General features: G+C 60.2%; 16 protein-coding genes. 4 read left to right on the plus strand and 12 right to left on the minus strand.

The window, feature by feature from the left end:
* Positions 1-39: 39 nt before the first annotated feature.
* The 3 genes from LG281_RS03885 to LG281_RS03895 form a co-directional block, all read right to left on the minus strand.
* On the minus strand, positions 40-642 hold the full coding sequence (locus LG281_RS03885) for a hypothetical protein (RefSeq protein WP_404404538.1): 603 nt from the start codon (positions 640-642) through the stop codon (positions 40-42).
* The gene (locus LG281_RS03890) at positions 639-1,376 is read right to left on the minus strand and encodes a hypothetical protein (RefSeq protein WP_404404540.1); all 738 of its coding nucleotides are present in this window, start codon (positions 1,374-1,376) and stop codon (positions 639-641) included. Before LG281_RS03890 ends, LG281_RS03885 begins: the two co-directional genes overlap by 4 nt.
* 433 nt (positions 1,377-1,809) lie before the next feature.
* Complete coding sequence (locus LG281_RS03895; RefSeq protein ID WP_404404542.1) at positions 1,810-3,258, minus strand: tyrosine-type recombinase/integrase; 1,449 nt, start codon at positions 3,256-3,258, stop codon at positions 1,810-1,812.
* Positions 3,259-3,722: 464 nt separating this feature from the next.
* Here LG281_RS03895 and LG281_RS03900 point away from each other — a divergent pair, with 464 nt between their 5' ends.
* From LG281_RS03900 to LG281_RS03910, 3 genes are all read left to right on the plus strand, one after another.
* Positions 3,723-4,265 carry a flavodoxin family protein gene (locus LG281_RS03900; protein WP_404404544.1) on the plus strand — a complete coding sequence of 181 codons (543 nt, stop codon included), beginning with the start codon at positions 3,723-3,725 and terminating at the stop codon, positions 4,263-4,265.
* Between the two features lie 107 nt (positions 4,266-4,372).
* Complete coding sequence (locus tag LG281_RS03905; protein WP_404404546.1) at positions 4,373-5,530, plus strand: hypothetical protein; 1,158 nt, start codon at positions 4,373-4,375, stop codon at positions 5,528-5,530.
* A 64-nt stretch (positions 5,531-5,594) separates the two neighbouring features.
* Positions 5,595-6,353 (plus strand): SDR family NAD(P)-dependent oxidoreductase, encoded by a 759-nt coding sequence (locus LG281_RS03910; RefSeq protein WP_404404548.1) that lies wholly within the window; start codon positions 5,595-5,597, stop codon positions 6,351-6,353.
* Between the two features lie 45 nt (positions 6,354-6,398).
* Here the strand turns inward: LG281_RS03910 and LG281_RS03915 are convergent, their stop codons facing one another.
* From LG281_RS03915 to LG281_RS03950, 8 genes are all read right to left on the minus strand, one after another.
* On the minus strand, positions 6,399-6,797 hold the full coding sequence (locus tag LG281_RS03915; RefSeq protein ID WP_404404550.1) for a CBS domain-containing protein: 399 nt from the start codon (positions 6,795-6,797) through the stop codon (positions 6,399-6,401).
* A gap of 166 nt (positions 6,798-6,963) precedes the next feature.
* A complete protein-coding gene (locus LG281_RS03920; RefSeq protein WP_404404552.1) occupies positions 6,964-7,932 on the minus strand; it encodes an FAD:protein FMN transferase in 969 nt (322 codons plus the stop codon).
* Entirely contained in the window at positions 7,933-9,156 is a 1,224-nt protein-coding gene (gene nqrF / locus LG281_RS03925; protein ID WP_404404554.1) for an NADH:ubiquinone reductase (Na(+)-transporting) subunit F, read from the minus strand.
* Complete coding sequence (gene nqrE / locus LG281_RS03930; protein ID WP_404404556.1) at positions 9,153-9,755, minus strand: NADH:ubiquinone reductase (Na(+)-transporting) subunit E; 603 nt, start codon at positions 9,753-9,755, stop codon at positions 9,153-9,155. The genes nqrF and nqrE overlap by 4 nt, the downstream gene beginning before the upstream one ends.
* Positions 9,752-10,411 (minus strand): NADH:ubiquinone reductase (Na(+)-transporting) subunit D, encoded by a 660-nt coding sequence (locus tag LG281_RS03935; protein ID WP_404404558.1) that lies wholly within the window; start codon positions 10,409-10,411, stop codon positions 9,752-9,754. Before LG281_RS03935 ends, nqrE begins: the two co-directional genes overlap by 4 nt.
* A 2-nt stretch (positions 10,412-10,413) precedes the next feature.
* Positions 10,414-11,220, minus strand: a complete 807-nt coding sequence (gene nqrC / locus LG281_RS03940; protein WP_404404560.1) for an NADH:ubiquinone reductase (Na(+)-transporting) subunit C — start codon at positions 11,218-11,220, stop codon at positions 10,414-10,416.
* Positions 11,213-11,998: an RnfABCDGE type electron transport complex subunit D gene (locus LG281_RS03945; protein WP_404404562.1), complete on the minus strand. Its 786-nt coding sequence runs from the start codon at positions 11,996-11,998 to the stop codon at positions 11,213-11,215. The genes nqrC and LG281_RS03945 overlap by 8 nt, the downstream gene beginning before the upstream one ends.
* Entirely contained in the window at positions 11,998-13,242 is a 1,245-nt protein-coding gene (locus tag LG281_RS03950) for a hypothetical protein (RefSeq protein WP_404404564.1), read from the minus strand. The genes LG281_RS03945 and LG281_RS03950 overlap by 1 nt, the downstream gene beginning before the upstream one ends.
* Before the next feature lie 146 nt (positions 13,243-13,388).
* Between LG281_RS03950 and LG281_RS03955 the strand changes: the two genes are divergently transcribed.
* Positions 13,389-14,471 carry a cytochrome c3 family protein gene (locus tag LG281_RS03955; protein WP_404404566.1) on the plus strand — a complete coding sequence of 361 codons (1,083 nt, stop codon included), beginning with the start codon at positions 13,389-13,391 and terminating at the stop codon, positions 14,469-14,471.
* Here the strand turns inward: LG281_RS03955 and LG281_RS03960 are convergent.
* Positions 14,436-16,184 carry a SulP family inorganic anion transporter gene (locus LG281_RS03960; protein ID WP_404404568.1) on the minus strand — a complete coding sequence of 583 codons (1,749 nt, stop codon included), beginning with the start codon at positions 16,182-16,184 and terminating at the stop codon, positions 14,436-14,438. The two genes, LG281_RS03955 and LG281_RS03960, sit on opposite strands and share 36 nt — an antisense overlap.
* Between the last annotated feature and the right edge of the window lie 2 nt (positions 16,185-16,186).

Below are 16,186 nucleotides of genomic sequence, written 5' to 3' on the forward strand. Positions count from 1 at the left end.
ACAATTCATAGAAAATGGAAACAACTATCAAACGCTGAATCAGTTTAGTTGTAGCGAGCAATTCATTTCGTCGTCATAATCCCCTTGATCTTTAACTAATGTTATCATAGATGAATAATATATGTTTTCTTTGTGGTGATAAGTACATGACAATATTATTGGAGACATGCTTTCTCCATATGGAATTTTCTTAAGGTATTCTGGGATTGTCCCTACCTCTTGATCCTGCTTGAGGACGGCCTCGATCCAATCACCTTCCATTAGCGCGTTGCCTTTGAGGCAACTTAAGACGTCTTGCCCAATGGGTTTTGTGGCTACAGAAACGATCAAGATCGGCGCCTTGCTTTCATCGGGCACCAAGTTGCTGTCCGCGGTAAAAACCGGAACTGACCGCTCCGGAAACCTCTCAATATAGAACTCCCGAAATCGATCGGGATCAAGTTCCTCGAAATCGGTGCAAATATAAACATATTCAAACTCAATCTCGGAAAAGGATATCCGATTGGCACCCCATGATATTGTATCAGCGGCTAGTGCAACCGTTCCGAACAACGTGAGTACTGTAGAGTATTTTAAATATCTTATAGCAACATTCAAAAATTTGAAAATATTGTTATTCCAGTTTATAAACTGCTCACTCACCGGATAAGATCCCCATTCTCAATTTGTTTTTGGATATCGTCTGTAAATTGCATTGCGCTCGGCAAGCCGCGCCAATCGCTATGGAGAAACGCAACAAGGCGCGACCTTAACCCGGTAAAAAGATCTGCCCAGATCAACAACATCTCGTCTTGCTGCTCCCGGCTCTCAAATTTGTCGGATTTACCAGAAATACGATCCTGCCAGGAAAGCCCTGTCACAAACCCCTTTGTCCGGGAGGCGGACAAATCGTATTTGAGCTCGCCGGTTTTGTAATAGAGGATTTCACCGTGCCAGTTTCGGGCGAGAATCGCCTCCTCATCGAAAACCGGCGTCCCGATTCCGGTGACAGTCCAGATCGAAATCCCTCTTTCGCGGTCCCTGTCAGGGAAAACGTCTAGCTGTGGAAAGGGCCGTCCATTCAGCTCGTGAAAGAGAAAGCCGATCTGGAAGCCGCGATAGCGAAAAAGATAGGTGCCCCCTCGTTCACGCCCCCCCCCATAATAATGCATGGAAATCGAGGCATCCTCGGTCAAAACGGCACTCTGGCACCCCAACTTCGACCCATACTTCATCAGCCAGTATTTCAGCCCGGTTTGGGTTTCGAGGAAGGGTTCGCCTTCCGGCGGCGGCAGGGTCTTGTTGTAGACCGGTTTAACGTCGATCTGCGCCACGTAGCGCGCCAACGCTTCCGATGCGATCGGACTGATGCCTTGATATCTGTCGTTACCGTTCATTTGACCGCCCCCCCATTAACATAACCACCGCCGACAATGCCTCGGAGGCGATCAGGCTGATGCCCACAAATGAGATACCGCCCTTCAAAAGGGAGACCTCTCTTTCTCTGCCCACGACGGCGCGCCTTAATGTTGCGTTAACGCTACGTCAATGCGGCAACCGTGCGTCTGGCAACAATCGTGCGCATAGCGGATAGAAACGGCGGCAATCGACCAATCTTCCTCTCCCGGCTCACGACCGAAAGCGCCCCAACGCAGGCTTCGCCGAGGCGCAACTAAACGCAGCGCACCTTGCAGCCACCAGCCTTTCCGGCTTTGGGGCAGTGCCTTGCGCATTCTGGATGGTTGCCGCAGGCTTTCGGGAAGACCGGCAGCATAGAGGGCGGACGAGACGCCTATCGCAGGGTCGGGTGGAACGCCCGTGCCCCGCAACTTAGCGGCGGGGCGTAACGGCCTGCGGCTGGACTATCGTGGATCCGTCCAGAGGCGGCAATTTAACTTTGTTCACCGCCTGGCGCGCCAAACGCATGTCCGGACCCTCCGAGTATACGTCGAGTGTAATACTCCCCCTCGTATGACCCATAATCGATGCGGTGACCCCGGCCCTGACTTTTGCCCATTCCTGCTTGGTTGCGAACCAGCGTCTCCAGGAATGGAAATTCACACGCGAGCGACGCTTGCCCGGAAGTTGTTCGTGCACACCCATCGACTTCCGGTATGTCGTGAACTGCTTCGAAGCAGCGAAGCTCCTTTCCCGCCTCGGGTCCTTCGAATTGGGTGGATATTCAGGAAAGAACTCCTCCTCCGGCGATTTACCCGCCGTCCGACGTCTCACGATTTCAACCAGATCCCGATGAATGGGAACGAACCTCTCCCCTCGCTCTCGCTTCTGTGGTTTGAAGCGAAACGCTTTTCCGTCGATCACGTCTTCCACTTTCAGATCAACGATGGCGTCCAGCCGTGCTCCTGTGAGCGCAGCTATCATCATCAGATCCTTCATAGCTGGCTTGGCCGGCCCCAGCAGGAGGTCGGCGACCTCCTGCTCGGTGAATGGCCGCTCCACTTCATTGTTTTTCTCAAGCGGCGTATAGACGTAAACGTCCCTCCAGGGATTGACGACTGGCCTGCCCTTGGACTTCAGGAAAGCGAAATAGAGATTTAGCCGCGAAACATACTTCTTGATGGTTCGATGCGCCCGACCCTGGTGCTCCATCCAGGAAACGAACTTGGCCGCAACGACATCATCCACCTTACGCATGTCATCGCCGTATCCATTATCGACACACCACGCCGATAGCATTCCCAAGGCACGGTCATGATCATCGACAGTCCTGGGTGACACCTTGAGACGCAGTCCTTTGTAATCCGCATCGTCCAGGGCAATCTGCAGTTGGTCGCCTGCGGCCACTGCTGCGTAGTCGTCGGCAAGCTTTTCCTTCTCCGGATCATAGACGTAGCGGGAAATGGTTTCTTCAACCATTTCGTCCTCACCGTTGCCGGACGATATGATCGTTTCATAAACGACGTCGATCGGATTGCCCAGTATTTCCGGAACGCGCGTTGCAAGGAACTCTTGGAGCAGATGTTCTCGTGTATGGGCGGAATATCCGTTGGCGGCGGATGCGATCTGACTTGCCTCCTTCATCACCGCCGCACGATTACCCGCCACTATGTCGGCAGCGGCTGCCAATTGCGCCTTCAACTCGCCGATTATCTTCCATTTCAAGGCATTGGCGATTGCCAAACTGTCGGTATCAAGCGATCGCTTCAGGCGACTGGCTCCGATTCTTGCGCGCAACTTCTTTGGCACGCCCAAAGTCACGCGCCACTTGCCCCCATGCAGTTCGAGATACCGTAAATCGTTGATCGCAGACCGAGCCATATCGCACGTCTCTTGTACCCAGGTTTGTACCCAAAGTATGTACCAGTAGGCACCGGATTTCCTTAGAAATCCTTGCAAGAGCGGCGAAAAATCCTTTCGGAGTGGAGCGTCCCCTCAGCTCCACCATTCCTCGCTCTTCGAGCTTCGGGTGGCGAGCCATCCAGAGATCGAAGGTTTTTTCATAAATCGTCCACTGCCTTCGGCTTTTCCCCTTGCGAAGGCACACGCCCGTGCGCGGCGGGGAGACCCTTGGCATCAACGATTTATGCAAAATCAAACCCCTCTCCAATAAGCATTGATAGACCCCAGGCGTCGGAGCGCGGTTTTCCGGTCCTCAGACCGCGGTGCCATTGGCGGTTGGCCGCGCGCCGAACGCGCATGATTACTGCCCCATCTCCTTGATTTTGATCAACGACCGTCAGGCCGGTGAAGGGTTACGCTGTGCGTAAAACGGAGGTCACGCCATGCGCAGTCTCGTTCTTTATTATTCACAGACGGGCAATACCGAAAAGGTCGCCACGCTGTTGGCCAAGGCACTCCATGCCGACATCGCGCGGTACGCATGCCACGCTTACGAAGGGCGGTTAGGCGGATTACGCCAAGCCTGGGATGTTTTTACCGGGGGGACGCCTCCGATTGAACTGCCTGACGAGGCCGGAAATTCCTACGACCTCGTCGTCGTCGCCGGACCGGTCTGGGCGGCCCGGCCCGCGCCCCCTGTGCGCTCGCTTCTCAAGCGTCGGCTGCCGGTGGGCCGCCACCTGGCCATTGTATTGACTTGTGACGGAAGCTCGACGCGTTTCCCTGGCGAAAAGGCGCTCGGCGAAGCCTCCAACCTTACTGCCGGCAAACCCTTGGCTTTAGGTCTTTTCAAGGCTGCCGATATCCAGAACATAAACCTTCCTGCCAAAATCGGCGCCTTCACCGCATCCTTGCGCGCGGCGGCGGCAACCTTTCAGGGGAGCGCCAAGGTGATTGCCCTGGATCCGGCCGCAAGGCGCGCATGAAGCCTGCAACGGCCCATGCCGTTGATCTCGATCAACGCCGGGATGCGGCTCTTTGCGTAAGGCTGTGGCAAGGCTCAAACGAACGATCGCAATCGAGGGGCTTTCAGATGACGTCTTTATCCAGCGTTTTGCGCGCCGTACCGATCCTCGCGGCGCTGCTTTATTCGATGACGCCGGCTTCCGCACAAGATGCACAATTTGCGTTCGGAGGCGATCGGTATGCCGCCGGTCAGCAGACGAATGTATCGGCACCAGTGGAAGGGGATGCGTTTCTTGCCGGCTATGATGTCACACTGAACGCGCCTGTGACCGGCAGCGCTCATCTGGGCGGGTTCAATGTCACGAGTAATGCCGATGTTGACGGCAATCTCTATGGCGCAGGTTTCACGGTCCACATCAATGCGCCGATCACTGGTAATCTTAGCGCCACGGGCAGCACGGTGGGTGTAACCGACAACGCTGCCATCGGTGGCAATGCGCGGCTCGCGGGCGCCAGCGTCTCCCTCGCCGCGCCCGTCGAAGGGTCAGTCCTGGTTTCCGCCGACGCGTTAACGCTTTCCGGGACGATTGCGGGCGATTTCAGCTTTTTCGGCCGAACTATCACGTTTGCGCCGGACGCCCGGATCGACGGAACGGTTCAGATTCACGCGCCCGAGAACATCGCGGTGCCAGCGAGCGTCGCCGCGCCGGACCGCGTGTCGTTCTCCGTGCTTGAGGATGCCGACTACCTTGACCATGCCGGACGTACGGCCGAAAATGTCGTCCGCGGATTCTGGCCTGCGTTCTGGGGGCTTGCCGTATTCTGGCTGGTTCTGGTTATCGCCGGTGCGGTGCTCATGGCATTCATGCCCAAGCGCCTTGCGAACATGCAGATCATGTCGGAAACGCGTCCTTTCCGGTCGCTGGGATGGGGCGCGCTGACGTTTGCCATGCTGCTCGGGCTCGTCCCGCTGACCGCAATGACGATCATCGGCATCTTCATTGTGCCATTCGTCCTGATCTTCATCGCGGTCTGTCTAGGCCTTGCATATGCCCTTGGCGCGTATCTGCTCGGGACGCGGGTCACGAATGCGTTCGTGACCGTCGATACCAACCTCAAGCGTCTGATCGTTATGGCTATTTCGCTCATCATCGTAGTCCTGCTTGGCATCATCCCGTTTATCGGTTGGCTCCTTACGCTCATCGTGGTCGCATTCGGTCTGGGCACGACAGCCAGAACGGCCGTCATGCCGCGCGATGAACGGGGAACCGGCGCGCCGGCGTGAGCATGCTTCTCGTGGGTGGGCGCTTTCTCCCGCCTTCCTTCAAACCCAGGTTCAGGAGTTTTTCATGAGTACCGAATTTTCCGGCAAAACGGCCATCGTCACGGGTGCGGCATCCGGTATCGGGGCTGCAGTTGCGAAGATGCTCGCGGAGCGCGGCGCGAATGTCGTAGCCGCCGACCTTGATATTGACGGGCTCAAAACGGTCGTCGGTGCGCTTGAAGCCAACGGCGCCAAAGCGGTTTACCAAGCGACGGACGTCGCGGATCCGGGTGCCGTCGAACGTCTGGTCAACAAGGCCGTCGAGGTGTTCGGACATCTCGATCTCGCTGTCAACAATGCCGGCATAGGCGGCCCATCCGCGACAACGGCAGACTACCCGCTCGACGGCTGGCAGCACGTGATCGATGTCAATCTCAACAGCGTCTTTTACTGTCTCAAATATGAGATCGCCGCGATGGCCCGGGCCGGAAAGGGTGGCGCGATCGTCAACATGGCCTCGATCCTTGGCAGCGTCGCCTTCGCGCAGGCGCCGGCGTATGTGGCGGCCAAGCACGGCGTCGTCGGCCTGACCAAAACAGCGGCGATCGAATGTGCCAAGGACAACATCCGGATCAATTCCGTAGGTCCGGGTTTTATCGACACACCATTGCTTTCGAAAAACCTCGAAAAAGATGCTTTGAGCGCTATTGCGGCCATGCACCCCATCGGCAGGCTGGGCAGGGACGACGAAGTCGCGGCGTTGACCTGTTTTCTCCTGTCCGACGCTGCCTCGTTCATCACCGGCAGCTACCATCTGGTGGACGGCGGTTATACCGCGCAATAGGGGGACGACTGGGGACGCGTAGCGGTCCGGCCTGGTGCCGGGCCGCTACCACATTTCGCTGAACGCCCTGAGCAGGTCGCTCCGGCTTAAGAGCCCCACCATCTCCCCTTCCCGCATGACGGGGAAGCGCCGATAAGGCGTATCGAGAAATCGCTGAGCCGCGCTAAGCAGGTCGAGGCCCGCATCGAGCGTTTCGACCTTGCGGCTCATGTAATCCGAAACAACCCCGCCCCACTGTTGATAGTAGCTCGCGTTGAGTGTCGCCTTGAAGCAATCTTTCTTGGTGAGGATGCCGATGAGGGCGCCGGATTCGTCAAGTATGGGCGCACCGGAAAGGGCTTTGCCGAGCAGCAACGCAATGGCGTGATTGATTTCGAGATCGGGCGGCAATGTCGTGACATTGGTCACCATATAGCGTGCGATCGTCAGGGATGGGGCAGTCATGGCCGTATTTCCCGTCGGCGCCGATTGGAGCAGGCTGCGCAATCGACGCCCCTTACGCAAGATAAACCACCGCACGAACCTTTGATGGGTGCCCGGCCCAGTATCAGCCCGATGGCAAGTCCACCAATGGAGAGCGCGATGACACCGAGGGTAAAGATGAATGTCGTCATGGCGTCACCTCCCCCACCAGATACGCTTCGAAGCCCGCAATAGGGATTGCGCGCATGCCTGCGCCATCGTGGATCTGAAACAGCGCGGGCAGCCCAAGGGTTTCGGCTATGGCGGCACCGTCCTCAAGGCCTAGTGCGATGAGAGCCGTAGCCCAGCCGTCGGCAGTGCAGGCGGTGTCGTGAATGACCGAGACCGAGGCGACATCGCCGGTGACCGGCGTATCGTTTCCGGGATCAATGATGTGGCTGTAACGCCGTCCGCCTACCGCAAAGCTGTTGACCGCATCGCCCGAGGTGGCGACTGCCTTGCCGTTGAGTGCGAGTATGTGAGTGATCGCCGGGGCCTCGACAGCGGTATGCCAGTCGCGCCCGCTCGGATGCCGACCCTTGGCAAGAACCTCGCCACCGAGCTCGAGATAGGCATGCTCGACCCCCTCGTCCGTGAGCGCGGCGGCCATCAGGTCGAGCGCATGCCCCTTGGCGATGCCGCAGAAATCCAACGTCAGCGCCGGGTCGCCCTTGCGCACGGCGTCGCCGCGTAGTTCGAGGCTATCGAACGCGCCGCGCCCCTGCCCCGTGATCGGACCGAAACCATAGCGGTTGACGGTTGGACCGACGCCAGGATCGAAGGCGCCGCCGCTGCGGGCAAAAATGTCCTGCGCCGCACCCGTGACGGCGCGAAAATCCCCGGGCACTGGCTGCCAATCGGTTTCCCGCGACGTGTTGAACCGGGAGACATCGGTCGACGCCCTGAAGGGAGACATCTGCGCGTCGATCCGCGTCACAATCGCCTCTATGGCGTGGATCGCCGGTACCGGGTCGGCATCGTGCCCGAGTGTCAGCCGCCAATAGCTGCCAAAGGCGTTGCCTCCGACGACCCGGGTTTCCGATGCGCGGACCGGCAGGCTCCAAGCGCCTACGACGGCCGCGGATAGCGTTAGAAAATCGCGTCGAGAGATCATCATCTAGCTCCCAAAATCGTCGTTGTAGATCGACTCAGGCGCCACGCCCGCCTCGTCGAGCATGGCAAGGACCGCATCGATCATGAGCGGAGGGCCGCAGAGGTAGTATTCGCAAGCTTCGGGTTCGGGATGCTCCTTGAGGTATTCGCGCCAGATGACCTCATGGATAAACCCGGTAGCACCCTGCCAGGTGCTGCCCGGCGCGGGTTCGGAAAGCGCCACGGTCCAGGAGAAGTTATCGTGGTCCGCCGCGAGCGCGGCGAATTGCTCGGCATAAAAGATGTCAGCTTCGCTGCGCGCGCCGTACCAGTAGCTCATCCTGCGTGTGCTTGCCGCGCGGTCGAGCTGATCGTGGATGATCGCCCGCAGCGGCGCCATGCCGACGCCACCGCCGATGAAGATCATCTCGCGGTCCGTATCCTGCGCGCAGAAGGTGCCATACGGCCCCGAGACCGCGACGCTGTCGCCCGGCTTGAGCGAAAACAGGTATGACGAGACCTTGCCGGGCGGGATATCGGCGTCCGCGCCCGGCGGTGGGACTGCGAGCCGGATGTCGAGGACGATTTTCCCCCGATCCTCGGGCCGGTTGGCGATGGAATAGGCACGGGTGGTTTCGGAGCCCACTTTGATGCCGAGCGCCCGCCAGCCGAGCGTATCCCAGACGGCCGCATGGGCGGGCAGCACGTCGATGTCCGAAAAGGCCAGCTTGTAGGCAGGCGCGGTGATCTGAATGAATTGGCCTGCTTTGAAAGTAAAATCCCGGCCCTCGGGTACTTCGAGCACGATTTCCTTGATCAACGGCGCCAGCATGGTGCTGGCGGCCACGCGGCAGATAAAGCTCTCCGCACCCAAGACATCCTCCGGCACGGTCAGGTCTATATCGCCCCGCACCATCACCTGACAGGCCAATCTCAGGCCGTCCCGGATTTCGGCGCGCGAGAATCGCGCGGCTTCATTGGGCAATATCTCTCCGCCCCCGGTGTCGATCTGCACCCGGCAGAGCCCGCATGTCCCTGCACCGCCGCATGCCGACGGCACGGGGATACCAGCCCCCGTCAGTATCGGCAGCAGCTTACCGCCGGTGACCGCATTGATTTCACGATTCCCGTTTACCCGAATGGTTGCTGGCATGGCGGGGCTCAATACCGCCCGTGCCGCCATCACCAGCACGGCGAGTGCCAGGATCAGCAAAACCGACAGCGCGGTCGCGAGCGCAACTTCGGTCATGGCAAATTCACCCCGGAGAATGCGGAGAATCCCATGGACATCAGCCCGGTGACGATGAACGCGATACCCAGCCCCTTGAGGCCGTCGGGCAGATCCGCATAGACGAGCCGTTCGCGAAGCGCGGCCAGCCCGATGATGGCGAGCGCCCAGCCGAAGCCACTTCCCACGCCGAATACGGCGCTCTGAACGAAATCGTAGTGCCGTTCGGCCATGAAGAGGCTACCACCGAGGATGGCGCAGTTGACCGTGATCAGTGGCAGATAGATGCCCAACGCGCGGTAAAGCGCCGGCATGTAGCGATCGAGCACCATTTCGAGAATCTGCACCATCGCTGCAATGACGCCAATAAAGGCGATGAACCGCAGGAATGTGAGATCGATTTCGGGGAAACCCATCCAGCTCCAAGCGCCAGGCGACAGCAAATAGGCGAAAATCAGGTAGTTGACCGGTACCGTGATGGACTGGACGGCCATTAGCGCGATGCCGAGACCCACAGCCGTTTCGACACGACGCGAGACCGCGAGGAAGGTGCACAGCCCGAGAAAGAAGGTGAGCGCAAGATTGTCGGCGAAGGCGGACTGGACGAAGAGGTCGATCATGGCAGGCGCGCCTCCTCCTCGCGAACGATTGCAGGGCCTTCGCGCTCGACCTGCTCTGTCTTGATGGCCCGGATGGACCAGACCAGCAATCCGAGGATGAAGAACGCGCTGGGCGCGAGCATCATAAGGTTGAGTGGCGTGAACCAGCCGCCCTCCGTTGCGTTCGGCAGCACGGAATATCCGAACAACGCACCGGCGCCGAAAAGCTCGCGGATCGCGCCGACGATCAAGAGAATAAGTGCGTAGCCCAGACCGTTACCGAGTGCATCGAGTGCGCTCGCACCCACGCCGTTCTGCATCGCGAACCCCTCGGCACGGCCGAGAACCAGGCAATTGGTAACGATGAGCCCGACGAAAATTGAAAGCCTCTGGCTCATCTCCCATGCGAAAGCCTGGAGGATCTGGTCCGCGACGATCACCAGTGAGGCAATGATGGTAATCTGGATGATGAGCCGGATCGCGTTGGGGATATGCCGCCGGATCAGGCTGATGATGCTGCTCGACGCAATCAGAACGGCGATCACCGCAAGGCTCATGGTGAGCGCTGTCGCGAGCGACGTCGTAACTGCGAGCGCCGAACAAATACCGAGAATCTGCAGGGTGATCGGATTGTTGTCGAGAATTGGCGTAAAGAGGCGCTGAAGGGTAGCAGTCATGGCTAGACTCTTCCTGCCTTGAGGGCCTCAATGAGCGGCCCATATCCCATGGGACCCATCCAGAATGCGATCATGTTGGAAACCGCGGTACTCGTGCGCGTTGCGCCGGTGACGCCGTCGACCTCAAAGACCGAACTCGCACTGCCGCGTACGACTTGCAGCCGGATTTCGCCGGTTTCGTCGGCAATTTCCTTGCCGGGCCATAGGGCCTGCCAACTCCGTTCCGTGATCCGCGCGCCAAGCCCCGGCGTCTCGCTGTGTTCGGTGATCGAGAGGCCGGCAACGGTATTGAAGTCATCCTGGAGCGCCAGAAGCGCCTCTATGCGCCCTCCGTACCCGGTAGCGGAAACCGGCAGGAGGACGAGCCGGACGGCATCGCCTTCGCGCAGGATGTAGATCCGCTGATAGTCCGAGCGCCTTCCGAGCCCCGCAACGTCTTCCTCCGGCCCCAGCACGGTGCTGGTTTCCGGATCAGCTGCGAAAGCCGTCCGATCGAACGTGTCGGGGTCGATATCCTCAGCGACGGTCCCGGATGTGAGGTTTACGATGACGGTATCGAGACCGTCGGCGCCGGAGCCTGCGAGGATGTCCTGCATCCCCGGCAATTCGTCCAGCATCGCCTCCAGCCGCGCCTGGCGTTCCGCAGCGCGGTTTGCGTCCTGGAACGGCCGCAGAACGACGGTCGTCGCCGAAACGAGCGCTGCACAGGCCAAGGTGACAAGAAAGGCGACTGCGAGGGTCTTGGTTCGGCTTTCGTTGGGAAGCGCCAGAAGCCGGCGCCATAGCGCAATGAGGTTGAGCTCAGCCATGGCGGCTCCTTCTTGCGGCGGCGCCGGCCGCGATAACAGTGTGATCGACGAGCGGTGCGAAAAGCGATGAGAGCAGCGTTGCGAATACGATCGCTTGCACCGATCCGATGCCATATGCCGCCCAACCAAAGAGCCCCGCCAATGCGCCGGTGAGTATGCCATAGACCCAGCGGCCGGTTGGCGTCGTGCTTGAGGTTACCGGGTCGCCGGCGAGAAAAACGATGCCGAAGGCAAGTGCGCCGTACGTGGCAAGTGGTGCAAGGTCGCGCCCCAACAGGAGCCCGACGGCCATGAGGCCGAGGGCGGCGCCTACCGGGATCGGCCAGGCAAGAATGCCAAAAAGGATGAGTAAGATCGCGCCAGGTAGGCTGGCGAGCGCGATGAGCCAACCAGGTTCTGGCGTTGCTGCCTCAGGAAATGCAAAAAAGAGAAAGGCAAGCGTTGCTACGGACGTGTTGACGATATTGCGTCCCCAACCGCCAAAAACCTGCTCGCCAATAACCGCACCAAAGCTCACGCCCAGAACGATCTGCCACGGCGCTAGATTCGGCGGCACCAGAAGCGCTACGGCGAGCGCCGTTACGATGCCAATCCCAGTCGCCGGCTGGGCACGGACGAACAGGAATACGCCCTGCCAGAAGGCAAGGACCGCAAGCGCGAGCACGAAGGTTGTAGCAAACGCCCAGCCGTTCTCAACCACTCCGGCGACTCCGACGGGCAGCGCAGCCGCGAGCATGGTCAGCGCGATAGTTTCCCGTGCCCAGAGTCCCCGGATCATTATTCGGCCTCCAGCGTGTCGAGCGTCCGGCGGAGCAATGCACTGAACGACGTGGAACCGCCCGTGACGTAGGTTGCGAGCGCCAGATCGTCCTCGGCGAGTTCAAGTACGCCCAGTTTTTCGGCGCCTTCGGTGTCGGCAGTGCTGATGGCTCGCAGGAGGGCAACGAGCGGGAGCCTTGTGCCGGAAGCGAGGTCGAGTGCGCGTGTCGGGATCAGGGGGGCAGGCGCCGCCGCACGGCGCAGTGCCGCCACCAGCCAGTTACTCGTGGCTCTTTCCTTGCTGGTTTTCAGCACCGTTGCCTGCCAGTGATAGCGGGACAGAAACCGACTTTCGCGCCCATCCAGGGCCGATCCTGAAAGGACGTGCTTTTCCCCCGGTACAGCACCGGCGCGCGCGAGTTCGAAGAGGTCGGCACCCGCCGGGATTTCGACAAGCCGCGGATCGGCGACGCCGGACCCGGACAGCGCGATAATGCGGGTCGCCGGCAGCGTTCCCATACGCAGGAGGTGGCCGATCGCGACGACGTCCTGGTAATGAATGTGCCAAACTGCCCCGTTTCGGCTGGCGGGTGCGATATGATGGATATGCGTGCCCGGCAGTCCTGCAGGGTGCCGACCGTCCACTTCGACTGGACGTATTTGGCCGGTCGCCACGCTTGCTGGCACATTGCCAGCGTAGCAGATATAAACCGGTACTGGCGCAAGGGTTGCCAACAACGAAACCCCGAGTGAAAAGTCCTCGGCACTCCTTTCGATCACTACTGACGCATCGACCGCGTGGGGCCGTGTATCCATCGCCGTAACGAAAAGCGCTACGGGGATCGTGTCGGGATCTGGTATCCGGTCGAAGGGCCGTGCCTGTAACGCTGTCCAAAGCCCAGTTTCAAGAAGCAGCTCGCGGGCATTTTCCGGCGTCCGGGCGTGGGCGGTGTCGAAGGAAATCGCCGCCTCGCCTTCGACTGCGATGACGAGGGTGGAGAGTCTGCGCTTCGCGCCGATCGCAATATCCTCGATAATGCCGCTGGCGGGCGACGTGACGACGATACCGGGTCTTGCCCGGTCGCGCAGTAACGGCGTGCCGCGCCCGACCGTGTCCCCCGTGGAAACGAGGATATCGAACCGGGCAGGTCCGTAGTCGGATCCGATAATTCCTACGCGGTTTACGGTGACGGCTCCGCCGATTTCCTGCCGTGGCGCGCCGGGAATCGCGATGTCCAGGCCTTTGCGGAATTTCAGACGCATCGTGGGGGGCTCCGAGCGGTCGTTGTCCCGTGCTTAGCGCTGCGCAGCAGCCTCTTCTTTGACCGAAATCAATGCGCCGGCGCGAATGAGCCGGTAAGCCCTCAACAAAATGGGATATCGGCCCTGCCGAACCGGAGGGAATTGCCATGCGTTCGAACCCGCTCGCGATCTTTGCTCTCGTCTTTCTCTCGCTGGTAGCGCTTCTTGCTCCTGCGCTCGCGCAGTCCGACCCTCAGACGCAAATCGTACAGAACTGGCTCGGCTCGGGACATGCCGATGCAACCTCCCCCGCGTTCACGCATTGGGATGACGAGGGAGAAATCCCGGGGACCTGCGCGCGCTGCCACGCCGGTCAGGGTTTTCGAGACTTCTATGGCCTGGACGGCAGCGCTATCGGCAGTATCGATCATCCGGTTCAAACCGGCGGTGTCGTCGATTGCGACACCTGCCACGTCGAAGGCGTCCGCGAGATCGCTACGGTAGCCTTTCCCTCCGGCGCCGAAATCTCGATTTCGGGGAACACAGCCACGTGCTCGACCTGCCATCAGGGTCGGGGGTCGGGTTTGTCGGTCGTGAGCGCCGTCGCAGAGCGTGACGAAGACACGATTGATCCCGAGCTTTCGTTCATCAATCCGCACTACGCGGTTGCCGCGGCTATTCAGCTTGGCGCCGAGGTTCAAGGGGCGTACGAATATCCGGGCAAGGCCTACGCAAGCCGGTTCGGACATGTGCCGCCGGCGTCCGAATGCATCGATTGCCACGATCCGCACAGTTCGCTCGTACAGGCCGAAACGTGCGTTGGGTGCCACGAAACCGATGATCCGACGGCCATCCGGACCTCGGAGATCGATTTCGACGGCAACGGGAATGCGGACGAAGGCATGGCTTCGGAAATCGCTTCCCTTCATGCGCGCTTGATGGAAACCATGGTCGCCTACTCGCGCGAGGTGAGTGGCCAGGGCCTTGTCTATGATGGCGGGCGCTATCCGTATTTCTTTGCGGATGCCGACGCCGACGGCGTGCCCGACACGACCGAAGACGGTGGCGTCGTCCGGTTCGCGGGCTGGACACCGCGGCTGCTCAAGGCGGCATACAATTACAAATTCATCGCCAGCGATCCGGGCGCATATGTGCACAATCCGCACTACGCGGCGCAGGTGCTCTACGACTCGATCGAGAGCCTCTCCGATCCGCTAGGACGCGACATGACTGGCCTCGCGCGGCCGTAGGACGGCCCCTGCCCCGCCCAGCTCTGCAATCGCTTCGTGCTGGCTGAGGAAAACTTGACCGGTGAGGTGTTTGAGGAAATCCGAGCGTTCGAGCCGATCCATCACCGGCCCCTTGACTTCGGTCAGATGGAAATGGATTCCCAGGTCCCGGAGGCGCTCGTTGATGGCTTCGAGGCTTTCGAGTGCCGACATGTCGATAGCGTTGACCGCCGGGCACATCAGGATGACGTGCCGGATTTCCGGGTGCTCGGCGACGCGGGCATAGATGCAATCCTCGAGAAACCGGGCGTTTGCGAAATACAAGCTCTCATCGACCCGCAGCGAGAGAATTTCGGGTGTGGTTTCAACGCTGTAGCGGAGGACGTTGCGGAAGTGCTCGGTGCCGGGCACGCGGCCCACGACGGCCGTATGCGGCTTTGAGGTCCGGTAGAGGAAGATCAGGATCGAGGCGGCGACGCCGAGCGAGATGCCTATTTCCACGCCGAAAACCAAAGTAACACAGAGGGTTACGGCGACGCCGATGAAGTCGGCCATCGCGTAGGTGTAGGCCTTTTTGAGGATGGACAGGTCAACCAGCGAGAGCACAGCGACGATGATGGTCGCTGAAAGCGTTGCCTTGGGCAAAAGCGCGAGGAATGGCGTCAGCGCGAGGGTCGCGACGGCGATGCCGATGGCGGTGAAGATGCCAGCGGCGGGCGTTGCGGCGCCGGCATCGTGGTTGACGACCGAGCGCGCGAAACCGCCGGTGACCGGGTATCCTGACCCCATGGCCGCCGCGATATTGGCCGCTCCCAGTCCGATCAGTTCCTGGTCGGGATCGATGCGTTCGCGCTTTTTGGCAGCGAGGGTCTGAGCGACCGAGATGGATTCGACGAAGCCGACGATCGAAATGATAAAGGCGGGAACGATGAGGACAATGAGAAAATCGATGCTGACGTTCGGGATTGTCAGCATGGGCAAGCCTGGGGGCACATCTCCGACCAGCGCGACACCCTTTCCGCCCAGCTCAAAAATGGCCGACGCTGCGATGGCGACAAGGACGACCACGACCGGGCCGGCGCGTACCATGAACGTGGCAATCGCGACGGGAACCCCGAGCGCGACGAGCCGGCGCTTCATGTCGAGGCGGATCCAGACGAGCGCGGCGAGTGAGGCCGAGCCGACGGCGAGCGTATAAGGATTGAACCGTACCAGATTGTCCCAGATCGAGGCCAAGAGCTCGGGCATGGCGTGGCCATGGCTCGGAATACCCAGAATGCCGCCGAGCTGGCTTGCCGCTATGATCAGGCCCGAGGCGGTGATGAAGCCCGCGATCACAGGATGAGAAAGGAAATTGGCTACGAAGCCTAGGCGGAACAGGCCCATCAGAGCGAGAATACCGCCCGAAAGCAGCGCCAGACCCATGGCGATGCTCGCATAGTCCGCCGTCCCCTCGGCCGCGAGCCGGCCAACGGCGGTTGCCGTCATCAGCGAGACGACGGCAACCGGCCCGACCGCGAGCGAGCTCGAGGAGCCGAAAATCGCGTATGCGACAAGCGGCAGAATGGACGCGTACAGTCCCGCTTCAGGTGGCAGGCCGGCGAGGAGCGCGTAGGCCAGCGATTGCGGGATCAGCATGATGGTGACAATGACCGCCGCGATGAGATCGCGGCCGAACTGATCCCGCCGATAGCCTCTGCCCCAATTGAGGATGGGGACGTATTTCGCCAGCATGA

Origin of the sequence: Pelagibacterium halotolerans, assembly GCF_044811015.1 — a bacterium.
GTDB classification, from domain to species: Bacteria; Pseudomonadota; Alphaproteobacteria; order Rhizobiales; family Devosiaceae; genus Pelagibacterium; species Pelagibacterium halotolerans_A.